The organism is Pseudarthrobacter sp. PH31-O2 (genome assembly GCF_030063265.1).
In the GTDB taxonomy this organism is placed as follows: domain Bacteria; phylum Actinomycetota; class Actinomycetes; order Actinomycetales; family Micrococcaceae; genus Arthrobacter.
Map to the genome: position 1 here is coordinate 257,622 of NZ_JASIST010000005.1, position 24,254 is coordinate 281,875.

The following is a 24,254-nucleotide window of genomic DNA, read 5'->3' on the forward strand; positions in this document are numbered from 1 at the left end:
AGCAAGTCACACCGTTTCCGCGGTGTCCGGCCCGGCGGTGTCCGGCCCGGACGTACCGGGACGGTCCGGCCGGCCAGCCGGTTACGGATACGCTGGATGCCGTGGGCATATCGCAGAGCATCCGGACGGCAGTGATTGGCGCCGGTCCCCGCGGCACCAGCGTGCTGGAGCGGTTGCTGGCCAACTGGGGTGCCGCCGCACCGGGTTCCACCCTGCACATTGACGTCATTGACCCCTATCCCGCGGGGCCGGGTCACGTTTGGCAGACCGGCCAGTCCAGGCTCTACCTGATGAACACCCAGTCGTTTTACCCTTCAGTCATCCCCGAGGACACGGACCTCGCACGGCCGCTTGCCGGTCACACTTTTGACCGGTGGCGCGAACTGCAACGCAGGCAGCCCCACCCGGACCTCACCGCCGAAGAGCGCGCCGAGCTGTCAGCGCTGGGCCCGGCGGACTTTCCCAGCCGGGCACTGTACGGGCGCTACCTGCGCTCGACGGTGCAAGAGCTGCTGACCCGGTTACCATCCGGGGCCACAGTAGATTTCCACCGCACGAGGGCAACATCCGTCCGGCACGCCGCCGCCAGCGCCGCCGGCGACGAAAACCGTGTCAGCTTCGACGTCGCGCTGGCCAGCGGCGGGGTCCTCACCGTTGATTCCGTGGTGCTGGCTCTCGGCCACCTCGAATCGCGGCTTAACCCGGAACAGCGCGAACTCCAGGCCGCGGCCGCGGAGCTCGGGCTGCTCTACCTGCCGCCGGCTGCCCCGGCCGACGTCGACTGGTCCCGTGTGCCGGCCGCCAAACCGGTCCTGGTACGCGGTATGGGCCTGAACTTCTTCGACGTTATGGGTCAGCTGACCGAAGGCCGTGGCGGACAGTTCCTGCCCGGCGGCGACGGCAGGATGACATACCTGCCCTCCGGCCGCGAACCGCTGATGATCGCCGGGTCCCGGCGCGGCACCCCGTACCGGGCTAAGGCAACCCTCGCCGGGTACTACCCCGGCGCCGTCACGCTGAGGTACTGCACCGAAGGCGCCCTGGCGAAATTCGCGGCAGCGGGAATCCGGCCTGCCTTTGACCACGACTTCTGGCCGCTCCTGCACCGCGACGCGCTCTGGGCTTACTACTCCACGCTGGCGCGCTCGCAGCCGGGTGCCATCCTGACGGACCCTGACGACTTCCTGGCGGTCCTTGCGGAAGCTCTGCGCCCGCACGCGCACTCTGCCGCCAAATGGGAGGACCAGGTGGACTCCGTGCTGGAGGTGCACGTCCGCCCGGCCCACCGGCTGGATCTCCTGGGGCTGGCGGCACCGCTGGCCGGGAGGTCGTTCGCCGCCAGGGCCGAACTCGATAATGCCGTCGTCGACTACCTGCTCGACGACGCCCGGCGGTCCGCCCTGGCGGAGGATGATCCGGTGAAGATGACCATCGGGGCCCTGCACCACGGCCGCGCGGTACTGAAGACCGCCGTCGCGGACGGCGGTATCACCGATGAGTCCTGGGTCGCGGGACTCCGCGGCTGGTTCGAATCGTTTGTGGAAGGGCTGGCGAGCGGACCTCCCGCGCAGCGGGCCGAACAGCTCGCGGCCCTGGCCCGGGCCGGCGTCGTCCGGTTCGTCGGACCGGACCCCAAGTTCGGGGTGGACCGCCGGGCGGGGTCCTTCACGGCCGTCTCGCCCTGGGTGGGACCGGGCACCGGCGACGGCGGCGGGGACGTGGTGACAGCCGCCGCCATGATCGAGGCACTGGCGCCGGCCAACAAGGTCGCGGTGAACGTCTCAGCCCTGCTGGAACAACTGATGGCCGAAGGGTTGGTCCGGCCGCGGCTTATGATGACCGTCGAAGGAACGCCGGTGCCGACCTCGGGGCTGGACGTGGTGCCGCATCCGTACCGGCCGCTGGGTGCCAACGGCTCGGTGACCGACGGCCTGTACGTGCTGGGACTGCAACTGTCCGCCGTGCAGTGGGGAACCGCGATCGCGGCCGAAGCGCAGCAGAAAACCGGGCCCGTTTACCGCAGCGGCCAGCGCACGCTGCGGGACGCCGACGAGATCGCCCGGGCCATCCTGGGGTCCTGACCCGCGCCGTCCGAATGAGCATGCCCTCCGTCCGGTGGGCCAAAAAATGAGCATGCCCTCCGTCCGTGCTGAGCGCTGGACATATTGGCTATATGTCCAGCGCTGCAGCCCGGGGGAGGGCATGCTCAGGGGCTCGGAGCCGGGAGGCTAGCCGCGGAGGCAGTTCCGGTACTTGATCCACGCGATCGAGTACTTGATCCAGCCCTTGAAGTCATACCACTTCGTCGGCGGAACCGGTGCGGTGCAGGCCGGCGGGACCGGTACGTTGGCTGCGACCACAACGCTTGCCTTCACCACTGTGCCGGATTCGACGGCGGTGAGCGTCAGGGTACCGGTGCCCGTTGCGGCGCCGGCGGGTACCTTCAGATCAACTGTGGCGGTTCCGGCGGAAACCGGTGTTGTGCCCAGCGCGGTGAGGGTGCCTCTGGCATCGGTGAACTCGGCGCGCAGCGAGGTGTTCACCGGGCTGCCCAGCGAGGTGAGATCCAGCTTGGAGACGGCCAGGGTGATGGCCTCCCCGCCCTTGACCTGCGCGGCGGTGGTGTTCACCACGGCAACGGAGCGGCGTGCGAAGTCCGGTGCGACCGGGCTGTGCACCTGCAGGTACTTGATCCACGCGTCGCGGTCCACGAGTCCGGAGTCCTTGGTGTTGGTGCCGGACTTGAAGATGCGGAAGTTGTCTCCTCCTGTTGCCAGGAAGTTGAACGTTCCGATCCGGTAGGACTTCGCGGGGTCGATCAGTGCGCCGTTGACCCGGATCGAGGTGATCCGGTCACCGGCGGCGCGGGCGGCGTCGTAGGTGTAGTTGACGTTCTTGGACAATCCGAGCTGCTGGTAGGCGCGGCTGGGTACCGTGCCGTCCGGGTTGGTCTGCCACTGCTGCTCCAGGAGCGTCTTGAACTGCTCACCGGTCAGCGAGGTGGTCCAGAGGTTGTTCACGAACGGCAGGACCGCGTTGGCCTCGGCGTAGGTGACGGTCCCGTCCGGGGCGTAGTAGAGCTCGTTGCGCAGCCCGCCGGGGTTGACGACGCCGATCTCGGCAGCACCGAGGTCAGCCGGCTTGAGCGAGTCAACCAGCGCATCCGCGACCAGGTTGCCCAGGGTGGACTCACTGCCGCGGTCATCGCGTGAGGCCGGAGTCGTGGTGGTGGCAGGCGTGAACGCCGTGGTGATGTCCGCGGTCACCGAGCCGACCGGCTGGTTGCCAACCACTGCAGCGTCGGCGAGTGCCTTGTCAACGATCGTCTTGACGGTGGCGACCCGCGGGTACGCGGCCACGAGATCGGCTGCCGGCTGGTCAGCGGAGGTGGTGCGCTTGACGTTGCCGGCCTTGTAGCCGGTCACCGACATGGTCTTCGTGTCGATGGTCAGCTGGATCTGGCCGATGTACTCGCCGTAGTTGCCGGTCTGGACGATCGGGCGGGTTTTGCCCTCAGCGCCGGGGACCGGGGCATCCCAGGAGTACTGCTTGTGGGTGTGGCCGTTGAAGATCGCGGCAACGTCCGGCGTGACCTCGGTGACCATCCTGGCGAACGGTCCGCCGGCGGCGACCTCCTGCGCCAGGGTGGCGCCTTCGGGCGCCCCGGAACCGGCGCCGTCGTGGTTTTCCACCACGATCACGTCGGCAAGTTTGTCCGCCTTGATCTTCGCGGCGACGCGGTTGATCGCATCGACCGGGTCGCCGAAGTCAAGATCGGCGATGCCCGCCGGGGTAACCAAGGAGGGCACTTCCTGCGTAACGGTTCCGATCACGGCGACCTTGACGCCGTTCAGGTTGAGCACCGTGTACTCCGGCAGAACCGGCTCGGTGGTGCCCTTTTTGTAAACGTTGGCACCGAGATACGGGAACTTGGCGTTGGCCCCGCCCGCAATGACGCGGTCGCGCAGATCGGCCCAGCCGCCGTCAAACTCGTGGTTGCCGACGGCGGAGGTCCGCAGTTCAAGGGCGTTCAGCACATCGATCGTCGGCTGGTCCTTGGCAACGGCCGAGGCGAACAGCGAGGCGCCGATGTTGTCCCCCGCGGAGAGGAACGCCGTGGCACCGGGGGCAGCCGCGGCCCGCAGCTTCTCGATGGTTCCGGCAAAGAACAGGGTGTTGGAATCGATGCGGCCGTGGAAGTCGTTGATGTTAAGCAGGTTCAGCTCAACGCTGGCAGGGGTGACGGGCAGGTTCAGGCCCACCACCACCGGATCGTGGTCGCTCGCCCGGAACTGGTCCGCAGCGTAGTAGTCAGTCACGTTGTTGTTGTAGCGGCTGTATTCCAGGGCCACAGACTCCACGGAGTTGATGTTCCAGATGTCGGCGCCGGTGACAACGGCGTTGGCTCCCGGTGAGGCGAGGATGTGGTCCAGCGAGCCCACCAGGCCACCGAAGAGGTAGGAGTGCTTGGCGGAACCGTCGGCGTTTTTGGCCTTCTCGTCCTGGTTGATGTAGCCCGCGGCCGTGAGGACGTTGATCGGGTCTTCCTTGGCGTAGGAGTTGAAGTCACCGATCAGGAAGACTTTGTCCGTCCCCTTGGACTTCTGCAGTTCGTCGGAGAACGCCAGCAGCGACCGGGCCTGCGCGGTGCGGGCGAGGTTTGAGTTGCCCTGGCCCTTGTCCGTGTCGTCCGGGGTGGCGGCTGAGCCCTTGGATTTGAAGTGGTTTGCGATCGCGATGAACTTCTTGTCATCGGACGCGCCCACCGGCTTGAAGACCTGTGCCAGCGGCTTGCGGGCACTTGCGAAGGCAACGGTGTCGTTGAGGATGATGGACTCGCCCACCGGCTCGGCTGTGGCCTTCTTGAAGATAAAGGCGGTGCGGATCATGTCCTCATCGGCCAGCGGGGGTGCGTTGGCGGGAGTCCGGACGTAGTCCCAGATCCCCGGCGTGGCGATGTTCAGTGCGTCAACCAGCTTGGCGAGGGCATCGTCACGGTTCTTGCCGAACTGTGCGGAGTTCTCGACCTCCATAAGCGATACAACGTCGGCGCCGGACTTGGAGATGGCGGCGACGATCTTGTCCTGCTGGCGCTGGAGGTTTTCGGCGTTCGCCGCGCCGCGGGCATCGCAGCCGCCGCGGACGGTGATCGGGTTCCCGGCACGGTCGGTGTAGTAGGTGCACCCGGTGAGCTGATCGCCAGTGGTGGGGAAGTAGTTGAGCACGTTGAACGAGGCAATCTTGAGGTTGCCGCCGACGGCCGCCGGAGCGTCCGCGCGGGTGCTGCCGCCAAAACTTACCGGCTGGACCGCGTCCGCGGTGGCGGGGGTCAGCTGCGTCAGCGGCTGGAACTTCCAGGCGTTGTTGGCGAAGCTGAGCACCACGTTGGTTTTGAAGCTCACCGGGGTGCCGACACGGACGTGCTCGGTAGTGGTCAGGTACGGCAGCTCCAGGGCCTTGGTGGTGGCGTCCTTGAGGAAGTTGGTGGTGGCGCCGTCGTCGAGCCGGATGCCGTTGGCGGCGTTGGCGGCGACGGTAGCGGTGTACTCTGCCGATCCGTAGGGGGCGACGGCGGTGGGCTGCTCCAGCGGAGCAGACCCGCCGGCCAGGCCGATTTCACCGTACTGGTTCAGCGAGAAGTTGTCGGTGACAGTGACCGGTCCCTGCGGGGCCAGCAGCATTCCTTCCAGCGACTCGCGGAAGGTTTCCTCGGCTGGGAGCGAAAAGCCGGTGGCTTTGACCTCCGGGGCCGCTTCCGTGAGCTTCTTGAGGTCAGCTTCTGCGGCAACGGTCATTTGGGTCATGCCGAAGAATTCGCTGACGGCGCCCGTCACCTCGACGTAGTCGCCGATCTGGACGGCGCCGGCCGTGGCGGACGAGAAGACGAAGATGGCGTCCGACGCCGAGTGGCTGGCCGGGGTCAGGTCGCCGCCGGTGCCTGGGGTCTGGATGTAGTAGCCGGCGAACCCTCCGGTCGGGAAGGCTGCGGTGACTTTGCCGCGGGTGGTGACGGAGCTTCCGACGAGCGGGCTCGCAGTACCGTTGCCCTGGATCTCGGCAATCGTCTTGACGGCCGGGGGCGTGACGGGGCCGGGATCGACCGGCGGATCCACGGGAGCGGCCACACCGTTGGCAGCCTTGGGAGTGATGGTCGCGTTCAGGGTGAAGTCAGCAGCGTTGTTGTTGCTGTCCGCGCCGTTGCCGCGGTTCAGGCTCTTGACGTCGGTGTTGCCCGACGGCGCCGTCGCCGCCTGGGTTTCGAAGGTGTTGGAGGTCCCGTAGCCGAGCAGATCGGCGACATTGGCAGGTTCAACGACTGAGCCGGTGGCAAGGGGGTCCAGAGCGGTTGCCTGTTTGGCCAGGACGATGGTGCCGGTTGTGCCGCTCGGGTTGAAACCAGCGGCTGACACGTCGGCGGCCGGCAGTTCAGGGGCCGTAGACGCGCTGGAGTTCGTCCCGCCCTTGACCAGGAAGTAGCCCTTGGCCGGGATGCTTCCGGTGAGCGAGGCGGTTGCACTGGGTGCCGCGGTGCCGGTTCCCGGGCGGTACTGGACGGACCAGCCGTCCAGCGAGACTGCCGCATCGGAGGTGTTGTACAGCTCAACGAACTTGTTCTTGTAGGCGCTGCCGGCGCTGCCGCCGCTGAGGTACGCCTCGTTGATGATCACTGGCGAGCTGCCAGCCGCTGCCGGGGAGACTTCCACGGCAAACGCCGGCACAGCGGCCAGCGGGGCTGCGATGAGCCCTGCCGACAGCGCCGTGCAGAGCGCGGTTTTCCAAGGTAAGTGTTTCATCCGCTCTAACTCTCATGAGGTGCCCGGGTAAGGGCTGGGTGGAGGTGTCCGCGTAACGCCGCAGACCGCCGGTAGGTGCTCCTGGTCAAGCAGTTCCCGGCACATCAAAACAGAGGTGGGTGAACACGACATGTCTTGCATGTGCATTCGGCGAAACGTCCCCCAGCGGAACGCGTCACAGTCGGCACCGGGCCAGCAACGATGCGCCCCGGCGACGGAGTGGGTTGCCCCGAGCTGTGTCGGGTGAACCATGCCGGCCGGCTGGGGCCGCGCATGCCAAAAGAATACCGGCCGGTGGCCGAAGTGGAGCGGCTGGCCGGTTATTCCCGGGGCATTTTTGCGGCAGGATTTCCTGAAGTTCTTGCTCAAGATTCCTTGAGCTTTGCCCTGACGCCCAGCTGCCCTGCGGACCGATGTCCGCGCTCTACTGCGCCGTCGGGGCCGTGATCTTGAATCTGGCGCCGGTGGGGTCAGCGAGCGTGGCAAGGCGCCCGAACGGCGTATCGTCGGGCCCCTCGATCAGCTGGGCGCCCATGGCGACGGCTTTTTCGGTGGCGGCGTCCGTGTCCGCAACCGCGAAGTACACCTGCCAATGGGAGGGGACCTCGGCGGGGAGGTATCCCGAGGCGTCCATGATTCCTGCCTTGGCGGTGTCTCCGGCCCCCATCGTGGTGTAGCGGAATTCCGGGGTGTCGCTCATAACGTCGGTGTTCCAGCCAAAAACGTCCTGGTAAAACTTGACCGCCGTGGCGTAGTCCTTGGTGTGGAGTTCGTGCCACGCAGGGGTACCGTCTTCGGCGGCGAGCTCATAGCCCGTCATCTCCCCGGTCTGCCAGATGCCGATGGCCGCGCCGGTGGCGTCGCCCACCATGGCCATAGTGCCTTGTTCTGGCACATCCATGGCTTCCAGGTAGACGGCTCCGCCGTGCTCCGCCGCGCTCTTGACAGCCGCGCGGGCATCGTCCGTGCGCAGGTACGTGGACCAGGCGTCAGGGAAACCGGCCCGGTCCGGTTGCTTTTGCATGATTCCGGCGACCGACTTGCCGTTCTTCAGCGCAGTGATGTAACCGCCGTATTTCTCCTGGTCGCCAGTTTCGAACGTCCAACCGAAAAGGTCACCGTAAAACGCCTGGGCCTTTCCGGTGTCGGAGGTCATCAGGTCGATCCAGCACGGTGCTCCGTTGGAGTGCTCGGGTGTTGGCATTGTGGACTCCTGTACTTTCTGCGGCGGTGAAAGGTACTGGCGGGGCGCCTTATCTTGGGACGGCGAAGCAGACACTGTGAGGGTATGCCTGAGCGCAGACGGTTTCAACGGGTTCCGGGTGCCCGCCCCGCGGGCGGCTGGTACCGGTGACGGGTGGGCGGGGCATCTGCAGGCCGGCGATACGAGTGAGGCCGGTTGGGGCAACCTCTCGATTGCCCCAACCGGCCCCTAAGCCGCGCAAACTCTGCGCTCCCGCGGAAGGTAAGAGATTCGAACTCTTGGTACGGGGTCACCGCACACTGGTTTTCAAGACCAGCTCCATCGGCCGCTCGGACAACCTTCCCTAACGAGTAGTGTTTCATAGGCAGTCGGCAGCAACAAAAACGCGGTTGCGCTCGCGGGCGCCGGTATCTCCTCCGCATATTCTGGGAGGAAGCGCTTCGGACATAATGTCCCGGCGGCGCAGCCGGGCCACACGGCCGCAATACGTTCGTTAGAAATCGGAGTTCTCCATGAAGGCTGTCTATATCTTAAGGCCGGGCGGACCCGAGGCCCTGGAGGTCCGCGAGGTCCCGTCCCCGGTGCCGGGTCCCGGTGAGGTGCTGATCGACGTCGTCGCCGCCGGACTAAACCGCGCCGACGTCCAGCAGCGCAAGGGCCTGTACCCGCCGCCGCCCGGAGCCTCGGAGGTTCCCGGGCTGGAAGTCTCCGGCCGGATCGCTGGCTTTGGTCCCGGAGTCACCAAACCGTTCTCCGTGGGCGACAAAGTCGTTGCGCTGCTGGCCGGCGGCGGCTATGCCCAGCAGGTTGCTGTACACGCGGGGCAGGTCCTGCGGGTCCCCGAGGGGATCGACCTTGTCACCGCAGCATCTTTGCCCGAAGTAGCGGCGACGGTCTATTCCAACCTGATCATGACAGCGCAGCTGCAGCCGGGTGAGACCGTCCTCATCCACGGGGCGACCGGCGGCATCGGCACTATGGCCATCCAGCTCGCGAAGGCGTTCGGTGCCGTGGTCGCCACGACGGCCGGCACCGCGGAGAAAGTCGGCACCGCCAAGGCGTTTCTTGGCGCAGACATCGCGATCAACTATGCGGAAGAAGACTTCCCGGAGAGCCTGCGCGCGCAAAATGGCGGCAAGGGCGCCGATGTTATTCTCGACGTCGTCGGAGCCAAGTACCTGGGACAGAACGTGGACGCGCTGGCGGAGTACGGGCGGCTGGTGGTGATCGGGCTGCAGGGCGGTGCCAAAGGCGAGCTGGATCTTGGCAAACTGCTGGGTAAGCGTGCTGCGATTATCGCGACGGCGTTGCGCCCGCGGCCCGTAGCGGAGAAGACCGTGATTATGGACGCCGTCCGCGACGGTGTCTGGCCGATGCTCGCCGATGGCCGGATCCGGCCGCTGGTGGCAAAGACCTTCCCGCTGGACCAGGTCGCTGAGGCGCACCGGTACTTCGACTCCGGTGACCATGTGGGCAAGATTCTGCTCCTCCTGTAAGCCGGGCCCGAGTCTCGGCCCGGCCGGCGGCGCCTCAAACACATTCTCTGGCGGGCATATCCGAATTGCTTGCGGAGAAGAAATGACTGTAATGTAATTCCATACGCGGTATACACGCGTCTTGGGGCGCGTGTATGCTGTCGTCCCGCTACCCTCCGGGAGCAACATGTCCATCCGTCACAGTCTCCTCGCCCTCCTGCAGGACCGGCCACACTATGGCTACCAGCTCAGGATCGAGTTCGAAGAGCGCACAGGGTCCTCCTGGCCCCTGAATATCGGGCAGGTCTACACGACTCTTGACCGCCTGGAGCGCGACGGGCTCGTCCGCAAGGATGGTGCCGACGGTGAGGGCCACATTGTTTACAGCATCACCGCGGACGGGCTTGCTGAAGTTACCCGCTGGTTCAGCTCCCCGGTGCAGCGGAGCAGTCCGCCGCGGAACGAACTGGCCATCAAGCTCGCGCTGGGGCTGACCTTGCCCGGTGTCAACGTCGGTGCCGCCATTCATGCCCAGCGTGCCGTGTCAGTCCGGGCCCTGCAGGACTACACCAAAGCCCGGCGTGAGACGGCATCCCAGCAACGCTCCATGGATACCGCCCGGCTGCTGGTACTCGATTCCTTGATCTTCCAGACCGAGGCCGAAGTGCGCTGGCTTGACCTTTGTGAGGCGCGGCTGATGCAGTTGACCGGCCCGTCCGCCTGAGTTCGGCCGTTCGACGCGTTTGCCGCACCGTTCACCGCTTCCGCCGAACCGGTTGGCGCGGAAGCCATACCCATGCACCACCTACGTTGGTAGGGTGCCTTGGGGCACCTCTGTCGGGGATTTGCCCAGTTGGTTTCTCAAGGAGGAGACATGGGCACAATGCCAGATGGCACGCCAAAGAACGTACTGGTCGACGACGGCATCACGCCGGACCCGTTGCTGCCGCCCACCGCGGTGGACGCCGGCGTAACCGAAGCCGAAGAGCGCAACTGGACGCCGGCCAAGATCGCCCTCTGGGCCGCGATCTCCCTGCTGGGTGCGGTGGCCTGGTTTATGCTCGCGATAGTGCGCGGCGAAACAGTCAACGCCATCTGGTTCGTGTTCGCCGCAGTGTGCACCTACCTGATCGGCTACCGCTTCTACTCCAAGGTCATCGAGCGCTACCTGACCAAACCGAACGACCGCCGCGCCACCCCGGCCGAGTACAAGGCCGACGGCAAAGACTACGTCCGTACGGACCGCAACGTGCTGTTCGGCCACCACTTTGCCGCTATCGCCGGTGCCGGCCCGCTCGTCGGTCCGATCATTGCCGCCCAGATGGGCTACCTTCCGGGCACCATTTGGATCATCCTCGGCGTCGTCCTGGCCGGTGCCGTCCAGGACTACCTCGTGCTGTTCTTCTCCATGCGCCGCGGCGGTCGCTCGCTGGGCCAGATGGCTCGCGAAGAGCTCGGGGTGATCGGCGGCACCGCTGCCCTGATCGCGACGCTCCTGATTATGGTGATCATCGTAGCGATCCTGGCCCTCGTCGTTGTGAACGCCCTCGGCGAGAGCCCCTGGGGCGTCTTTTCCGTGGGTATGACCATTCCGATCGCACTCTTTATGGGCGTGTACCTGCGCTACCTTCGGCCCGGCAAGGTTATGGAAGTCTCCCTCATCGGCTTCGTGCTGCTTATGGCGGCCATCATCGGCGGCGGCGCCGTCGCCGGCACCGAGTGGGGAGCGGCCTTCTTCCATCTGGACAAGGTCACCATCGCCTGGGGACTCATCATCTACGGCTTCATTGCCGCGATCCTGCCCGTCTGGCTGCTGCTTGCACCGCGCGACTACCTGTCCACGTTTATGAAGATCGGTGTGATCGCCATGCTGGCTGTGGCCGTCATCGTGGTCCGTCCGGAAGTCAACGTACCGGCGTTTAGCGAGTTCGCCAGCCGGGACAACGGACCGGTCCTGTCCGGGTCCCTGTTCCCGTTCCTGTTTGTCACAATCGCCTGCGGCGCGTTGTCCGGCTTCCATGCCCTGATCGCCTCCGGCACCACGCCGAAACTGATCGAGAAGGAACGCCAGACCCGGTTTATTGGCTACGGCGGCATGCTGATGGAATCCTTCGTCGCCATCATGGCCCTCGTTGCAGCGATCTCCATTGACCGCGGCCTGTACTTTGCCATGAACGCCCCGGCGGCGTTGACCGGCGGCACCGTGGAGACCGCCGCGCAGTGGGTCAACAGCCTGGGGCTGGCCGGCGTGAACATCAGCCCGGATTTCCTGGCCCAGACGGCCAAGGATGTGGGCGAGGAGAGCATTATTTCCCGCACCGGCGGCGCCCCCACCCTGGCCGTGGGTCTGGCCCACATCATGCAGCAGTTCATCGGCGGTACGGCCATGATGGCGTTCTGGTACCACTTCGCCATTATGTTCGAGGCCTTGTTCATTCTCACCGCCGTCGACGCCGGTACCCGGGTTGCGCGCTTTATGCTGCAGGACTCGATTGGCAACTTTGTCCCTAAGTTCAAGGAGCACTCCTGGCGCCCCGGCGCCTGGCTCTGCACCGCGATTATGGTCGCGGCCTGGGGCGCGGTGTTGCTGATGGGCGTCACCGATCCGCTGGGCGGCATTAACACCTTGTTCCCGCTGTTCGGCATAGCCAACCAACTGCTGGCAGCCATTGCCCTCTCGGTTTGTATGGCCATTGCGGCTAGGCGCGGATCCTTCAAGTACCTCTGGATTGTGGCGCTTCCCCTGGCTTTCGCAGCCGTTGTGACCATCACTGCCAGCTTCTACAAGATCTTCTCGCCGGTGCCCGCCGTGGGCTACTTCGCAAACAACGCAGCCTTCACCAAGGCCCTCGCGGACGGCAAGACCTCCTTCGGCACGGCCAAGACCCAGCTGGCCATGGAGGCCGTGGTCCGCAACACCATGATCCAGGGCTGGCTGTCGGTGATCTTTGTGGTGCTGAGCATCATCGTTATTATCACCGCGATCCTGGCCAGCGTGAAGGCGTTCCGCAATGCAACGCGCGGTTTGCCGAACCCGAATCATGAGGACCCAGCAGTCGCCTCGCGCGTTTTCGCTCCGGCCGGAGTGATCCCCACCCCGTCGGAGCGCGAGCTGATGGCCGAGTGGAACAAACTTCCGGCCGATCAGCGGTTCGAAAAGGCCGGCCAGCACTGATGCGGGCACGGAAATGAACGCCGTCGTTGTGGGGTTGCGGGGTTTCGCCCGCTACCTGGGCAGCGTTATGGGCGCGGATGCCTATTCGAAGTACTCGGCGCATCATGCGGCCTTGGGCCACGGCACGACGCCGATGACTGAGCGGGAGTTTTGGCGGGACCAGACGGACCGCCAGGACGCCAACCCGCAGGGCCGATGCTGCTGACCGGTTCGCACCGGCCGGCGTAGCTGAACTCAGCCGGCAGGGGACGGGCGACGCCGGGCACACAGGTGCCCGGCGTCGCCCTTCGCCGCAGCTGTGCGGGCTAGTTAAACACCCTCCGTGGACACTCCGCTGAGGGTTTCGATGTAGTCCAGGGTTTTGGGGCTGACATGCCGCACGGACGCAAGGGCCTGCCGGAGACCGGTCCTCCTGGCCGGGTCACCGAGTGCGCCGCGGAGATCCATGACGGTTTCGATGTCCTGATCCTCGAAAACGCCCGTTATGTCCTCGACCTGGGCGAGACGGCCAGGCGAGGGCCAGCTGATGACTTCAGCGAGCGTTCCCGTGTCGAGGTGCCGGCGGAATCCGCTGGTTGTGTCGGCATCCGGCCAGGTGTCGACCAGGGCGACAACGCGCGGCTTGACTGTCGAGTGGTAGTTCTGCCGGCGCTGCAGGGTGGCGTCGACAATGATGGCCCCGATATGGGCCCACCTGCGGCTGGATTCGGTCGCGGCGTCCGGGCCCTGGGGGTCCGTAAACGCCGGGCGGGTGGCCTCGTTGTGCTCGTTAGTCATAGGTGAATACTTCCACGTGCGGCAGCGGGCGTTGAGCTGCCTCAGCCCGGACCGGAGGGTGCAGCGCCGGAGGGGTGCGGGTGAGCGACTGCGTGGGCCCGGCCGGGTACGCCCGCAGCCGGGCACCCGGCTCGTGAGAGTATGAAGCCATGAGCGATCCGCACGACACTCAGACCGACGCCGTGGTACCTGTCGAGGGCACTGCCCTGGACTCCAGCCCGGACGGCGACGGCGTCCAGCCGGGAGACAAACAGCTGCCGGAACCGCTGCGCCCCTCGGACCCGAAGGACCCGGCACGGTCGCGGCGTGCCGCGGATACCCGGGAAAGGACTGGCCAGCTCCAGGACCTCGTCGATGAACCGGCGAAAGTGATGCGGATCGGCACCATGATGAAGCAGCTCCTGGACGAAGTGAAGTCTGCCCCGCTCGATGACGCCGCCCGCGCCCGGTTGGCCGAAATCCATCAGCGGTCCCTCAAGGAACTGGAAGACGGGCTCGCCCCGGAACTGGTCGAGGAACTGGAACGGATCACCCTTCCCTTTCCGGCGGAGGGGACCCCGTCGGACGCAGAACTGCGGATCGCCCAGGCCCAGCTGGTCGGCTGGCTGGAGGGCCTCTTCCACGGAATCCAAACCGCCCTCGCGGCCAAACACGCTGCCCGGGAGCAGGCCGTGGCGCAGGCGCAGCTCCGCCAGTTGCCGCCCGGCACCATGATCGCCCCCGGCGTGATTATCGGTGCGAACGGCGAGCCCCAGCGGGCGGCGGCGCCGGCACCGGGCGCGGAACCCTCCCGGCTTCCCGGGCCCGCAGACCCGGACCACGGTCCCGGCCAGTACCTGTAGGCGCCCGTGGGTTTTTTCAGCGCCGCCCGGCAGGGGCGGAAAGACGACGCCGAGCTTGGCAAGGGGCTCTGGCGGCGGGCCCACGACCGCTTCATCCGGGGCTTGGACCGCTACCACCAAATCCTCGAGGGGGTCGAGGACGAGGCCCTCTACGCCGAGCTCCTGGCGGTCGGCAACGAACTCTCGGCGCTCTCGGGACGGGTCCGGCAAATCTGTGTGGAGGCCCAGCGCCGGGCGCCGAGCGAGGGACTCGACATCCCGGGGACCATGACGGGAGTCCACCGGGCACTGTCAACGGCAGGAAATTCCCTGGCGACCACAGCCGAAGCAGCGGCGATGGTCCGCCTCGCAGTCCACCCGGTCCCCGCAGGAGCGGAGTCGGTTCGACGCCGCGCCCAGATGGTCCTGGAGCACGTCATCGACGCCGAACGCCGCCTTGCCCAGGCGTCGGCTTCGAGCTGACGGACGGGACGTGCGCCGGATACGCGGGAAAATTCCCGGTTAAGCGCCTAGCTTAGCTGCGCGGTTTCCACTGGCGCAGCGGCGTGGACGTTGGCACGATAGCCAGATGACTTCTTCACCGGTAATGACTTTTAATGACGGCAATACCATCCCCCAGCTCGGCTACGGCGTGTGGCAGGTTGAGGATGACGTCGCTGAGAAGGTTGTCGTCCAGGCCTTCGAGGCGGGCTTCCGCCACATCGATACCGCCAAGATCTACGGCAACGAAGCAGGCGTGGGCAGGGCCATCGCACGTTCAGGGCTCACGCCCGAGGAAATCTTCATCACCACCAAGCTGTGGAACGCGGACCAGGGCTACGAGTCCACGCTGAAGGCCTTCGAGGAATCCATGGAGCGCCTGGGCCTGAAGACCCTGGACATGTACCTGATCCACTGGATGCAGCCCAAGCAGGACAAGTATGTGGATACCTGGAAGGCCCTCATTGAACTGCAGAAGCAGGGGCGGGTGAAGACCATCGGTGTTTCCAACTTCACCAAGGAAGGTCTGCAGCGGCTGATCGACGAGACCGGTGTGGTGCCGGCCATTAACCAGATCGAACTGCACCCGTTCTTCAGCCAGGCCGAGTTGCGCGAATTCAACTCCTCCCACGGCATCCTCACCCAGGCCTGGTCGCCGCTGGGCCAGGGCGGCGAGCTGTTGGAGAGCCCTGTCATCGCTCAGATTGCGGCAAAGCACAACGCCACTCCGGCGCAGGTCGTTATCGCCTGGCACCTGGCCATCGGCAACGTCGTTATCCCCAAGTCGGTGACCGAATCCCGTATCCGCGAGAACTACGCGGCACTGGAGGTCACCTTGGACGAGACCGATGTTCAGGCCATCAACGGAATGGACAACTCTGCCGAGGGCGCCGGCCGCATTGGCGCGGACCCGGCAGTCTCGGACTTCGCCTAAAGCCACGCCGGCCAAGCCGCCGGCGAAGCGTGCAGCTGGGCCTTCACCCGAACCGGGTGGGGCCCATTCTGCTGTCCCGGGAGCGGAAGGCAACCCAGCTAGGCAGCCTTCCGGGCTTCCTCGACCGGAACGGCGTCAACCATTGCCCAGCCACGCTCGTCCGCGATCTGGCGGGCGGCGAAGCGTTCGGCGGCGTGGACGTCATCAAACGTCTCGGTGCGGATCCGGCCGCAGTCCGTGTCCAGGTACGTGACTTCGAAGTACTGGGTGCTTTCCATGGACTAAGTGTGCCGCCGGGCACTGACACTAAGTGGCCATCAGTCCGGCGTGTTGCCAATCCGCAGCACCCGTTCCCGTGCCAGGTCCTCGGCTCGCCGGGCCCTACCCGCCGCCCGATCAGCCTGCTGCGCTTGGGCAGCGGCCAGATCGCGCCGTTTCCTGGCCGCTTTGAGCTCCGGTTCGCACCGGGCCAGCTGCTCGCGCAGGTCCCGGGCCGTGTCGGAGAGTTCCGTTACCAGGGCAGTGGATTGGGCCAGCTCCGCATCACGCTGGCGGGCTTCATCGGCCGCCACGCTGGCTGTGTTTTCGGCTTCCTTCAGTGCGGCCCGTGCGCGTTCCTGCGCTGAGGGACTGGGCCGGCGCGGTTCCTCTCGGACGGCCTGCAGGCGGGGTCGCCCTGCAGCCTGCGGCGCAGTGGCTCCCGCCGGGGCGGCGTCGGAAGTCAGCACTCCGGTCCTGCTGGACTCACCGCCAGGGGCCGGCGCGGAATCCGGTGCCGGCGTTGCTGGTGGGACCAGCCCCGGGAGTGCTACCGCGTCCGAAAGGTCCACCGCGTCGACACCGTCGGCGGACAGGCCCCGGAGGAGGCGACCGGACTGCACGGCCGCAGCTGCTCCCTCGTCCGCAGTCGCCGCCCGCAGCGTCCCTTCGACGTCCGCAGCGGTCGCCCCGCTGATCGTCCTGCCCTGCTGCTGGGCCACGTCCCGTGCTGCCTGGACTGCGCCGGCGAGAAGCCGGCGCCGTGTCTGTCCCAGCCGGCGCAGTGTCGTGGCATCAAGGGAGGACTGTGCAGCACGCATCGACTCTCCCAGCTCGGCGAGTTGCCGAAGGGTCTCCGGTCGCCGGGTCGCGAGCATGTTCACGGACCATGCGGCCAAGGACGGCTTGGGCAGGGCACGCACGTCCGCGGCGAGGGAATTCTTCGTGTTTGTGGCGCCGGCCGCTTTGGCAGCGGCGGTCCGGGCGGGGACAAAGTCGTCTAACGGGAGGGCATAGAGCCGCGCCGCAACGTCCGCCAGTCCGCGCTCTGCCATGCAAGAATCATAGAAGCCCGGCCCGGGAATGCGGCCGCAAAGGGGCAGTTCTGCTGGAGATAAAGGGCGCACATGATTGAAATAGCGGGGCTTCCAGCCCACATTCTGCTCGTCCACGCGGTGGTCGTGCTGGCGCCGATCGCCGGTCTCGGCGCGATCGTATATGCCGTCGCACCACGCTGGCGGAACTACCTGGCCTGGCCGCTGGGAGTGCTTTCGCTGGGCCTGGTTCCCGTGTCCCTGCTCACCGCGCAGGCCGGGGAGCAGCTGCAGAACGCCCGGCCCTCATCTGCCTTGATCCGCGAGCATGTGGAGCAAGGGGACGTACTCAAGGCCGTCTCCGTGGTGTTCTTTGTGGTTATCGCGGCGACCCTGGTGGTCAGTTACGAGCCCATCGGCCGGTGGTTTGCCTTCCTGGGGCCCCTGCGGAGCAACCGTGCGGTCCGGCTGGCCCTCCTTGTCATCGCGGCGGCGGCGGGGGCCGTTTTCGTCTACCAAAGCATCGTAACCGGCCATTCCGGCTCGGCCTCGGTCTGGAGCACCTAAGCAGGACCCCACAGCCGGGCCGGGGCTGCAGCGATCAGTCCTGCCGCAGGGTCCGCGCCGAACGGCCCCGTTGCGGTTCGCGGATCCGGAACAACGCCACCACCAAGACCGAGAAGGCGATCAGCTGCAGGACGGCCACGGCCAGGATCAGCAGCGGACGGCTGCTATACAGCGAGCCGTACAGCCCACCGCCCGCCAGCGCCCCGGCACCTTCAAACGCCGCGAAGACTCCGTACGCCGTGCCCTGGCGCCCTTCCGGGACGAGGTCCGCGATAAGCGCCTTGACGGTGGAATCCTGGATACCTGTGGCCGTCCCCCAGACCAGGACTCCGGCAAATGCCAGGCCTGCGGCGGGCGCCAGCGCCAGCGGCGGGACTGCTGCGATCAGCAGGGGAAGCGCGAGGAGCGCCGCCGCCCCGGAACGGTCGTAAATGACGCCGCTCGCGAGGGCGCCGAGGGCTGCGGCTGCCATCGCCCCGGCGTACAGCAGCGGTACCACCGCCACTGGAACTCCCGCCGTCGTCGTGAGGTGGAAGGCGATAACACCGAACGCCACCAGGCCGGCGCTCCAGAAGAATGCGGCGACGGCGAACAGCAGAAAACCACGGGTGAAGACCGTCGCCGGTCGGTCGGCACCGGGCGGGGGTAAGGCGTCGACGGCGGCAGGAACGGATGACGGTACCCGGAGGCGCAGCCAGAACAGCATAAACATCGCTGCAGCTGCCGGCAGGGCCAGGACGGCGAAGGCCACCGACATGCTGCCGGTGGCGGCAAGTACTGCCGCGATCAGCACCGGCCCGAGGACCGCGCCGAGAAGGTCAAGTGATTTATGGACGGCGAAGCCGCGGCCCCGGCCGACTTGTTTGGTGACCGCTGCCAGCAGAACTGTCTTGGCCGGGCTGCGGATGGCCTTGCCAACGCGGTCTCCGATAATCAGAACGGACGCCAGCACCAATCCGGCTTCCCCGGCGAGCGGCGCCAAAGCGAGCAGGGGCACACAAACCGCGGTGAGCCCGTATCCGGCCAGCGTGAACGTCCAGTACCGGCGGGTGCGGTCCGCCCAGGGTCCGAACAGCAGCCGCAGTCCCTGCGCCGCGGCCTCGGCTGCGCCGGTCACAAGGCCAACGACCAGTGCAGAGGCGCCCAGCTGGGCCAGCAGCGGACCAGCCAGCGGCCGGGCGCCGTCGGAGACAATGTCGGCTGCCAGGCTCACCAGGCCAAAGCCGATCACCGGACCCCAGAGGCGGCGCCGGTTCGCGCCGGGCACGGCAGTGCCGGCCGCCGTCCTCTGACTCCGCTGTTCCATCTGCCAATGGTCGGCTGCTGACCGGCGCCAGGACAAGAGGCAGCCGGCCCGGGCCCGGAAGCGGGGCGCCGTCGGGGACCCGTCAGCCGTACCTGGGGGACAAAAAAGATCGGCCCCGGCGAAATCGCCGGGGCCGATCTTTGCAACTCGAGCTTCCTGCCAGAATCGAACTGGCGACCTTCTCATTACGAGTGAGACGCTCTACCAACTGAGCTAAGGAAGCATCCGCGTGAACCGCCCGGGTGGCCCGAACGCCTCATGCCAGAGATAACTGTAGTAGAGGCCTCCGGCCCGGTCAAAATGGGCTCAGCAGACCATGTTGTCCGCGGGGGTCTTTCCATCGACAAAGTAGCCGTCCACGGCGTTGCCGATGCAGTCGTTGGAGCGGCCGTAGGCCGTGTGGCCTTCACCCTTCCAGGTCAGCAGCGAGGCCGTGCCGAGTTGCTTGCGCAGGGAGCCGGCCCACTCCACCGGGGTCGCAGGGTCGCCGGTGGTGCCAACCACAACGATGTCGGTGGAACCCGTATATTCCACCGGGGCGGGCGTCCTGATGTTTTGGTACGGCCAGTCCGCGCAGCTTGTGCCGCCGTAGGCGAAGTAGGAGCCCAGCGTGGGCGAGAGTTCCCGCAGCTTTTGTTCTTCGGCACGCATCGAGGCTGTGTCCGCTGCCATCGGATAGTCGAGGCAGTTGATGGCATTAAAGGCGAAGGCCGAGTTGGAGGAGTAACTGCCGTCCGGTTCACGGTCGGCGCCGAAATCGGCGAGCCGGAGCATCGGGGTCATGTCGCCCTTGATGGCGCTGCCGAGGGCCTGCGTTAGGGCAGGCCAGTTGTCGTCGTTGTAGAACGGCAGGATAAAGCCGCTGACAAACATCGAAGCGTTGACGACCCGGCCGTCCTTGGCTGCCCTCGGATTCACCTCAACGCCCTTGATGATGTCCTGGATCTGGCCGATGGCCTGATCCGGGGTGCCGCTGAGCGGACAGCCGCTGTTATCGAGGCAGTCCGTTACGTAGGCCCGGATGGCCTTCTCGAATGCCTTCGCCTGCCCGCTGGTCAGGTCCTCGAAGCTGAGGGAGGGATCCATCGCGCCGTCAAGGACCATACGGCCAATGTTGTCCGGGAACAGGGAGGCATAGGTGGAACCTAAGAAGGTTCCGTAGGAGTAGCCGAGGTAGTTCAGCTTGCTGTCATTAAGCACACCGCGCAGGACGTCAAGGTCCTTGGCGGCGCTGACGGTGTCGACGTGGCCGAGCACCGGTCCGGTCTTTTCCGCACATTTGGCCGCGATGGCCTGGTTGTCCGCCATGGCTTCAGCGAGCCCCGCGTCGGTGTCCAAGGCGTAGACCTTGGCGCGGGAGGCGTCGCGTTCCTGGTCGGTGAGGCAGGTGACTGGGGCGGATCGTTTCACCCCGCGCGGATCGAAGCCGACGATGTCGTAGCTGGCCCGCACTTTCTCCGAGATATTGGTGGCGCCGGCGTCCCGCACGAAGTCGTAGCCGGAGCCGCCGGGGCCGCCGGGGTTGACCAGCAGGCTGCCTTTTTTGCTGTTGCCCGTCGTTGCCAGCTTCAGGGCCGCGATTTCGATGGTATCGCCGTCGGGCTTGCTGTAGTCCAAGGGCACTTTCACCTTGGTGCACTGGAAGTCGCCCTCGCAGCGGGTCCAGTTGAGCTGCTGGGAGTAGAAGCTGCGCAGTCCCTCCGGCGCTGCCGCGGCGATCGAGGGGTCGGCCGTCTGCTGGGCGTCCTTCGCGCCGCCGTCGCCAGTCCCGAAAAGACTGCAAGAAGACAGGATAAGTGCCATCACCAAGCCGAGCGCCAGAGCGCCGACCCCCCGCGCCCAGGCCGCGGGGGGTCGGCTTCTGGCGGGCAAAGATGGTTGCGTCATGCGGTTCTCCTTGGGAATGGAACGGGCAACTCGGAGCGGATGGAGCAGATCGAGCCGTGCAGGGTCAGATGAGGCTGGCGGCCATGGCCTCGATGGTCAGCAGCGGCGCCACGTTCGATGTGGTGATGCGGTTGCGGGCCTTGTTGATGGCGTCCATGCGGGCAAGAGTCGTTTCCGCGGTGGAATGCCCGGCGAACGCCACCAGTTCGGCCCTCAGCTCAATGTTGACCAGCTCCACGGCGTTCCCCAGCTGGATGATCAGCACATCCCGGTAAAAGGACAACAGATCGGTCAGGGTGCGGTCGAGGGAGTCTGTCACCGAACGCTTGGCGCGGCGTTTCTGATCGTCCTCAAGCTGTTTGACCTGGCCGCGCATGGCCGGCGGCAGCGTGCCGCTTTCGGGTGCTCCGAGGGTGGCCAGCAGGGCGGCTCTTTCGGCGGCGTCGCGCTCATCGTTGGAGCTGTTCGCCTCCTCGGTGGCGATCTTAACAAGCTTTTCCGCCATCAGGACGGCGGCGGTAACTCCCCGCAGGGCGAGGGGGAACCGCACTGTTTCGAGGCGGCGCTCACGGGCCTCGGGATCCCGGGCCAGCCGGCGCGCGATCCCAACATGGCTTTGAGCTGCCCGGGCCGCCCGTTCGGCGACGGCCGGGTCGACTCCGTCGCGCCTGACCAGCAGGGCAGCGACATCGGCAGCAGGCGGAAGCCGCAAGGCCACTGCCCGGCAGCGGGAGCGGATAGTAACCAGGACATCGGCAGGGGACGGCGCACACAGCATCCAAATGGTGCGCGGGGTGGGTTCCTCGATGGCCTTGAGCAGTACGTTGGTGGTGCGTTCCGCCATCCGGTCCGCGTCCTCGACGACGATGATCCGCCACCGGGCCGAGGACGGCCGGTTCCCTGCCGTGGAAACCAGCTCCCGGGCCTCATCGATGGTGATGGTGACCTTTTCGGTGCGCACAAAGGCCACATCCGAGTGGGTTTCACCCAGGATGGTCAGGCACGCCGCGCACTCGCCGCAGCCGCGCAGGCGGACATCGTCCTGATCGCAGTTCAACGCTGCAGCGAAAGCCTTCGCAGCGTTGGACCGGCCGGACCCGGGCGGTCCGGTGAAAAGCCACGCATGGCTCAGCCCCGCACCTTGGGTCGCCTGGCGCAGTTGGGCCACAACAGCGGGCTGGCCCTGCAGATCATCCCAGACACTCATACGCCCGCACCCAGGTGCCGGGACAGCAGGGTTTCGACCCTGTCGAGGATCCGTGCCGCCAGCTGCTCGACCGGGAGGCCGGCCGGGAGCACCAGATACTGCCCGGGCCGGGCCTCTGCCAGGTCCAGGAAGGAGGCGCGGATCCGGGCGTGGAACTCGTCCGCTTCGGATTCCAGCCGGTCCTCGGCCGCGTCGCCGGCGGTCCGGCGGCGGCGGCCCACTGCAGGGTCGACGTCGAGCAGAACCGTCAGATCCGGTTGCAGGCCCGAGGTGGCCCACTCGTTGATGCGTCGGACCGCATCGGTGCCAAGGTCCCGGCCGGCGCCCTGGTAGGCGACCGAGGAGTCGATATAGCGGTCGCTGAGGACGATTTCACCGCGTTCGAGGGCTGGGCGGATGACCTGGCCCGCGTGGGCGGCGCGGGACGCCGCGAAGATCAACGCTTCGGTGTGCGCGTCGATGTGGCCGTGGCCGTGGTCCAGGACCAGGGAACGAAGTTTTTCCCCGATCGGGGTGCCACCGGGCTCCCGGGTCCGCAGCACCGTGCGGCCGCGCGATTCAAGGGCCGCTGCCAGCTCGGCTGCCTGCGTGGACTTGCCGGCGCCGTCGCCGCCCTCAAAGGCGATAAACAGTCCGGGGTTCTGGGTAGTCACCGCTCTAGACTACCGACAATCCCTGACAGCAGCGCGCTCCGGCGTCACACCTTGGCCGCCCCGCAACGCGCCAAAGTACGCTGTGACCATGAGTCTTTCCGAAGAACAGGCAGCGGCCCTCTCCGCAGAAACACTGGTTGTGGCGGCGGGCCGCCCGCCGCGTGAACGCGATGAACCGGTCAACCCTCCGCTGGTGCTCTCATCGACCTATTTTGGCACGGGACCCCTGGGCGACGGCGACCGCGGCTACGGCCGCTATTCCAATCCCACCTGGGATCCCTTCGAGCAAGCCCTCGGTCAGTTGGAGGGAGCCGAACTCCCGGGCCTGCTTTATGCGTCCGGCCTCGCTGCCGTCAGCTCCGCCCTGTCCCTGGTACCGGCCGGCGGGGTCCTGGTTATGCCCTCGCACAGCTACGCCGGATCCCTGGTGATGGCCACGGAACTTGCCGGGAAGGGTTTCCTGGACCTGCGCACCGTGGACATCGCGGACACCGACGCGGTCCTGGCGCAGCTTTCGCCGGCGGACGGGCGGCCCGCCAGCATGCTCTGGCTGGAGAGCCCCACCAACCCCATGCTCGGTGTCGCGGACATCCGGGCGCTCACGGCCGCCGCCCACGCCGCGGGCGCGGTGGTTGTCACGGACAACACCTTCTCCACCCCGCTGGTGCAGCAGCCACTGGCGCTGGGCTCCGACGTTGTGCTGCATTCGGTGACGAAGTACCTCTCCGGCCACTCCGATGTTGTGCTGGGCGCCCTGGTGACGTCCGACGCCGGGCTCCGCGCCGCGCTGCTGCACCACCGCACCATCCACGGCGGCATTGCAGGGCCCTTCGAGGCCTGGCTGGCGCTGCGCGGGCTGCGCACGCTGGCCCTGCGGGTGGAGCGGTCGCAGGCTTCGGCAGCGGTCCTCGCGGAGCGGCTCAGCACCCACCCCAGGGTCGGTGGCATCCGTTTCCCCGGCCTTGCCTCCGATCCCGGCCACAGCCGGGCCAAGAGCCAAATGAAGGGCTTCGGCTCCGTGCTGTGTATTGAAGTGGCTCCCGTGGCCGGTCCCGCGGGCACCCTGAGCGGTGCCGATGCCGCGGACCGGATGATCCGTGCACTGCGGCTGTGGCTGCCGGCCACCTCTCTGGGCGGCGTGGAGTCCCTGATCGAACGGCGGCGCCGGCACACCGCCGAGCCGGCCAGTGTGCCGGACAACCTGGTCCGTATGAGCGTAGGAATAGAAAACGTCGAGGACCTTTGGGCCGATTTGGAGCAGGCCCTGGCGGGCTTGGCCAGCTAGGCTGGGGTCATGGACGGAAGAGCGCTTATTTACTATGTTGAAACAGGGATCTATTTTCTCTTGGCCCTGGTAGCACTTGCCCTTGAGGTGTGGGCGTTCTTCGATTGCCTGCGGCACAAAGCGAACGTCTTTGAGGCCGTCTCCAAGCGCACCAAGACGTTCTGGCTCGCCCTCACCGGCGGTGCCATGGCCGTGGGCCTGCTTTCCCTGGTGGGCGGCGGCGGCGGAGGCCTTTTGGGCCCGCTGGGGTTGTTCGGGCTCGTCGCCGTAACGGCGGCCTCCGTGTACCTGGCCGACGTCCGGCCTGCAGTCAAGGACGCCGGCCGCGGCGGCAGCCGCAACATGGGCCCTTACGGACCCTGGTAGTCCCCAGCCA

General features: G+C 66.6%; 21 protein-coding genes and 2 tRNA genes. 11 read left to right on the forward strand and 12 right to left on the reverse strand.

All coding sequences use genetic code 11. The annotated features are described in order from the left end of the window. The first annotated feature begins 101 nt into the window (after positions 1-101). Positions 102-2,081 carry an FAD/NAD(P)-binding protein gene (locus QMG72_RS10325; protein ID WP_283480412.1) on the forward strand — a complete coding sequence of 660 codons (1,980 nt, stop codon included), beginning with the start codon at positions 102-104 and terminating at the stop codon, positions 2,079-2,081. 147 nt (positions 2,082-2,228) lie between these two features. Here QMG72_RS10325 and QMG72_RS10330 read toward each other — a convergent pair whose 3' ends face one another. From QMG72_RS10330 to QMG72_RS10340, 3 genes are all read right to left on the reverse strand, one after another. Then, positions 2,229-6,794: an ExeM/NucH family extracellular endonuclease gene (locus QMG72_RS10330; protein WP_283480413.1), complete on the reverse strand. Its 4,566-nt coding sequence runs from the start codon at positions 6,792-6,794 to the stop codon at positions 2,229-2,231. Between the two features lie 424 nt (positions 6,795-7,218). Next, complete coding sequence (locus QMG72_RS10335; protein WP_283480415.1) at positions 7,219-7,998, reverse strand: VOC family protein; 780 nt, start codon at positions 7,996-7,998, stop codon at positions 7,219-7,221. A 255-nt stretch (positions 7,999-8,253) separates the two neighbouring features. Continuing rightward, positions 8,254-8,341 (reverse strand) — tRNA-Ser (locus QMG72_RS10340). Positions 8,342-8,510: 169 nt separating this feature from the next. On the opposite strand from QMG72_RS10340, the gene QMG72_RS10345 reads away from it, so the two are divergent. From QMG72_RS10345 to QMG72_RS10360, 4 genes are all read left to right on the forward strand, one after another. Then, the gene (locus QMG72_RS10345; protein ID WP_226773725.1) at positions 8,511-9,494 is read left to right on the forward strand and encodes an NAD(P)H-quinone oxidoreductase; all 984 of its coding nucleotides are present in this window, start codon (positions 8,511-8,513) and stop codon (positions 9,492-9,494) included. Between the two features lie 166 nt (positions 9,495-9,660). After that, positions 9,661-10,197 (forward strand): PadR family transcriptional regulator, encoded by a 537-nt coding sequence (locus QMG72_RS10350; RefSeq protein ID WP_226773726.1) that lies wholly within the window; start codon positions 9,661-9,663, stop codon positions 10,195-10,197. A 150-nt stretch (positions 10,198-10,347) separates the two neighbouring features. Next, entirely contained in the window at positions 10,348-12,648 is a 2,301-nt protein-coding gene (locus QMG72_RS10355) for a carbon starvation CstA family protein (protein ID WP_502934656.1), read from the forward strand. Positions 12,649-12,661: 13 nt separating this feature from the next. Then, positions 12,662-12,853 carry a YbdD/YjiX family protein gene (locus tag QMG72_RS10360; protein ID WP_226773727.1) on the forward strand — a complete coding sequence of 64 codons (192 nt, stop codon included), beginning with the start codon at positions 12,662-12,664 and terminating at the stop codon, positions 12,851-12,853. Between the two features lie 104 nt (positions 12,854-12,957). Here QMG72_RS10360 and QMG72_RS10365 read toward each other — a convergent pair whose 3' ends face one another. After that, entirely contained in the window at positions 12,958-13,425 is a 468-nt protein-coding gene (locus tag QMG72_RS10365) for a hypothetical protein (RefSeq protein ID WP_283480418.1), read from the reverse strand. Beyond that, entirely contained in the window at positions 13,418-13,576 is a 159-nt protein-coding gene (locus QMG72_RS10370; protein ID WP_226773729.1) for a hypothetical protein, read from the reverse strand. The genes QMG72_RS10365 and QMG72_RS10370 overlap by 8 nt, the downstream gene beginning before the upstream one ends. On the opposite strand from QMG72_RS10370, the gene QMG72_RS10375 reads away from it, so the two are divergent. From QMG72_RS10375 to QMG72_RS10385, 3 genes are all read left to right on the forward strand, one after another. Then, positions 13,575-14,267 (forward strand): bacterial proteasome activator family protein, encoded by a 693-nt coding sequence (locus QMG72_RS10375; RefSeq protein WP_283480420.1) that lies wholly within the window; start codon positions 13,575-13,577, stop codon positions 14,265-14,267. The genes QMG72_RS10370 and QMG72_RS10375 overlap by 2 nt on opposite strands. A gap of 6 nt (positions 14,268-14,273) precedes the next feature. After that, complete coding sequence (locus QMG72_RS10380) at positions 14,274-14,729, forward strand: hypothetical protein (protein ID WP_226773731.1); 456 nt, start codon at positions 14,274-14,276, stop codon at positions 14,727-14,729. A 106-nt stretch (positions 14,730-14,835) separates the two neighbouring features. After that, on the forward strand, positions 14,836-15,681 hold the full coding sequence (locus QMG72_RS10385) for an aldo/keto reductase (protein ID WP_226773732.1): 846 nt from the start codon (positions 14,836-14,838) through the stop codon (positions 15,679-15,681). 98 nt (positions 15,682-15,779) lie between these two features. On the opposite strand, the gene QMG72_RS10390 is transcribed toward QMG72_RS10385, so the two are convergent. Together QMG72_RS10390 and QMG72_RS10395 are read right to left on the reverse strand one after the other, a co-directional pair. Further along, a complete protein-coding gene (locus tag QMG72_RS10390) occupies positions 15,780-15,959 on the reverse strand; it encodes a hypothetical protein (RefSeq protein WP_226773733.1) in 180 nt (59 codons plus the stop codon). A 39-nt stretch (positions 15,960-15,998) separates the two neighbouring features. Continuing rightward, entirely contained in the window at positions 15,999-16,994 is a 996-nt protein-coding gene (locus tag QMG72_RS10395) for an NADH-quinone oxidoreductase subunit E (protein ID WP_283480423.1), read from the reverse strand. 72 nt (positions 16,995-17,066) lie between these two features. Between QMG72_RS10395 and QMG72_RS10400 the strand changes: the two genes are divergently transcribed. Then, positions 17,067-17,540, forward strand: a complete 474-nt coding sequence (locus tag QMG72_RS10400; protein WP_226773735.1) for a hypothetical protein — start codon at positions 17,067-17,069, stop codon at positions 17,538-17,540. Between the two features lie 34 nt (positions 17,541-17,574). On the opposite strand, the gene QMG72_RS10405 is transcribed toward QMG72_RS10400, so the two are convergent. The 5 genes from QMG72_RS10405 to tmk form a co-directional block, all read right to left on the reverse strand. Continuing rightward, a complete protein-coding gene (locus QMG72_RS10405; protein ID WP_283480425.1) occupies positions 17,575-18,846 on the reverse strand; it encodes an MFS transporter in 1,272 nt (423 codons plus the stop codon). A gap of 150 nt (positions 18,847-18,996) precedes the next feature. Then, positions 18,997-19,069 (reverse strand) — tRNA-Thr (locus QMG72_RS10410). 83 nt (positions 19,070-19,152) lie between these two features. After that, a complete protein-coding gene (locus QMG72_RS10415) occupies positions 19,153-20,733 on the reverse strand; it encodes an alpha/beta hydrolase (RefSeq protein ID WP_283480426.1) in 1,581 nt (526 codons plus the stop codon). A gap of 64 nt (positions 20,734-20,797) precedes the next feature. Beyond that, positions 20,798-21,940 (reverse strand): DNA polymerase III subunit delta', encoded by a 1,143-nt coding sequence (locus QMG72_RS10420; RefSeq protein ID WP_283480428.1) that lies wholly within the window; start codon positions 21,938-21,940, stop codon positions 20,798-20,800. Then, a complete protein-coding gene (gene tmk / locus QMG72_RS10425) occupies positions 21,937-22,593 on the reverse strand; it encodes a dTMP kinase (RefSeq protein WP_283480430.1) in 657 nt (218 codons plus the stop codon). Before tmk ends, QMG72_RS10420 begins: the two co-directional genes overlap by 4 nt. A gap of 88 nt (positions 22,594-22,681) precedes the next feature. Between tmk and QMG72_RS10430 the strand changes: the two genes are divergently transcribed. Both QMG72_RS10430 and QMG72_RS10435 read left to right on the forward strand, forming a co-directional pair. Next, the gene (locus tag QMG72_RS10430) at positions 22,682-23,878 is read left to right on the forward strand and encodes a trans-sulfuration enzyme family protein (RefSeq protein WP_226773740.1); all 1,197 of its coding nucleotides are present in this window, start codon (positions 22,682-22,684) and stop codon (positions 23,876-23,878) included. 9 nt (positions 23,879-23,887) lie between these two features. Beyond that, the gene (locus tag QMG72_RS10435; protein WP_226773741.1) at positions 23,888-24,244 is read left to right on the forward strand and encodes a DUF2516 family protein; all 357 of its coding nucleotides are present in this window, start codon (positions 23,888-23,890) and stop codon (positions 24,242-24,244) included. Positions 24,245-24,254 lie beyond the last annotated feature (10 nt).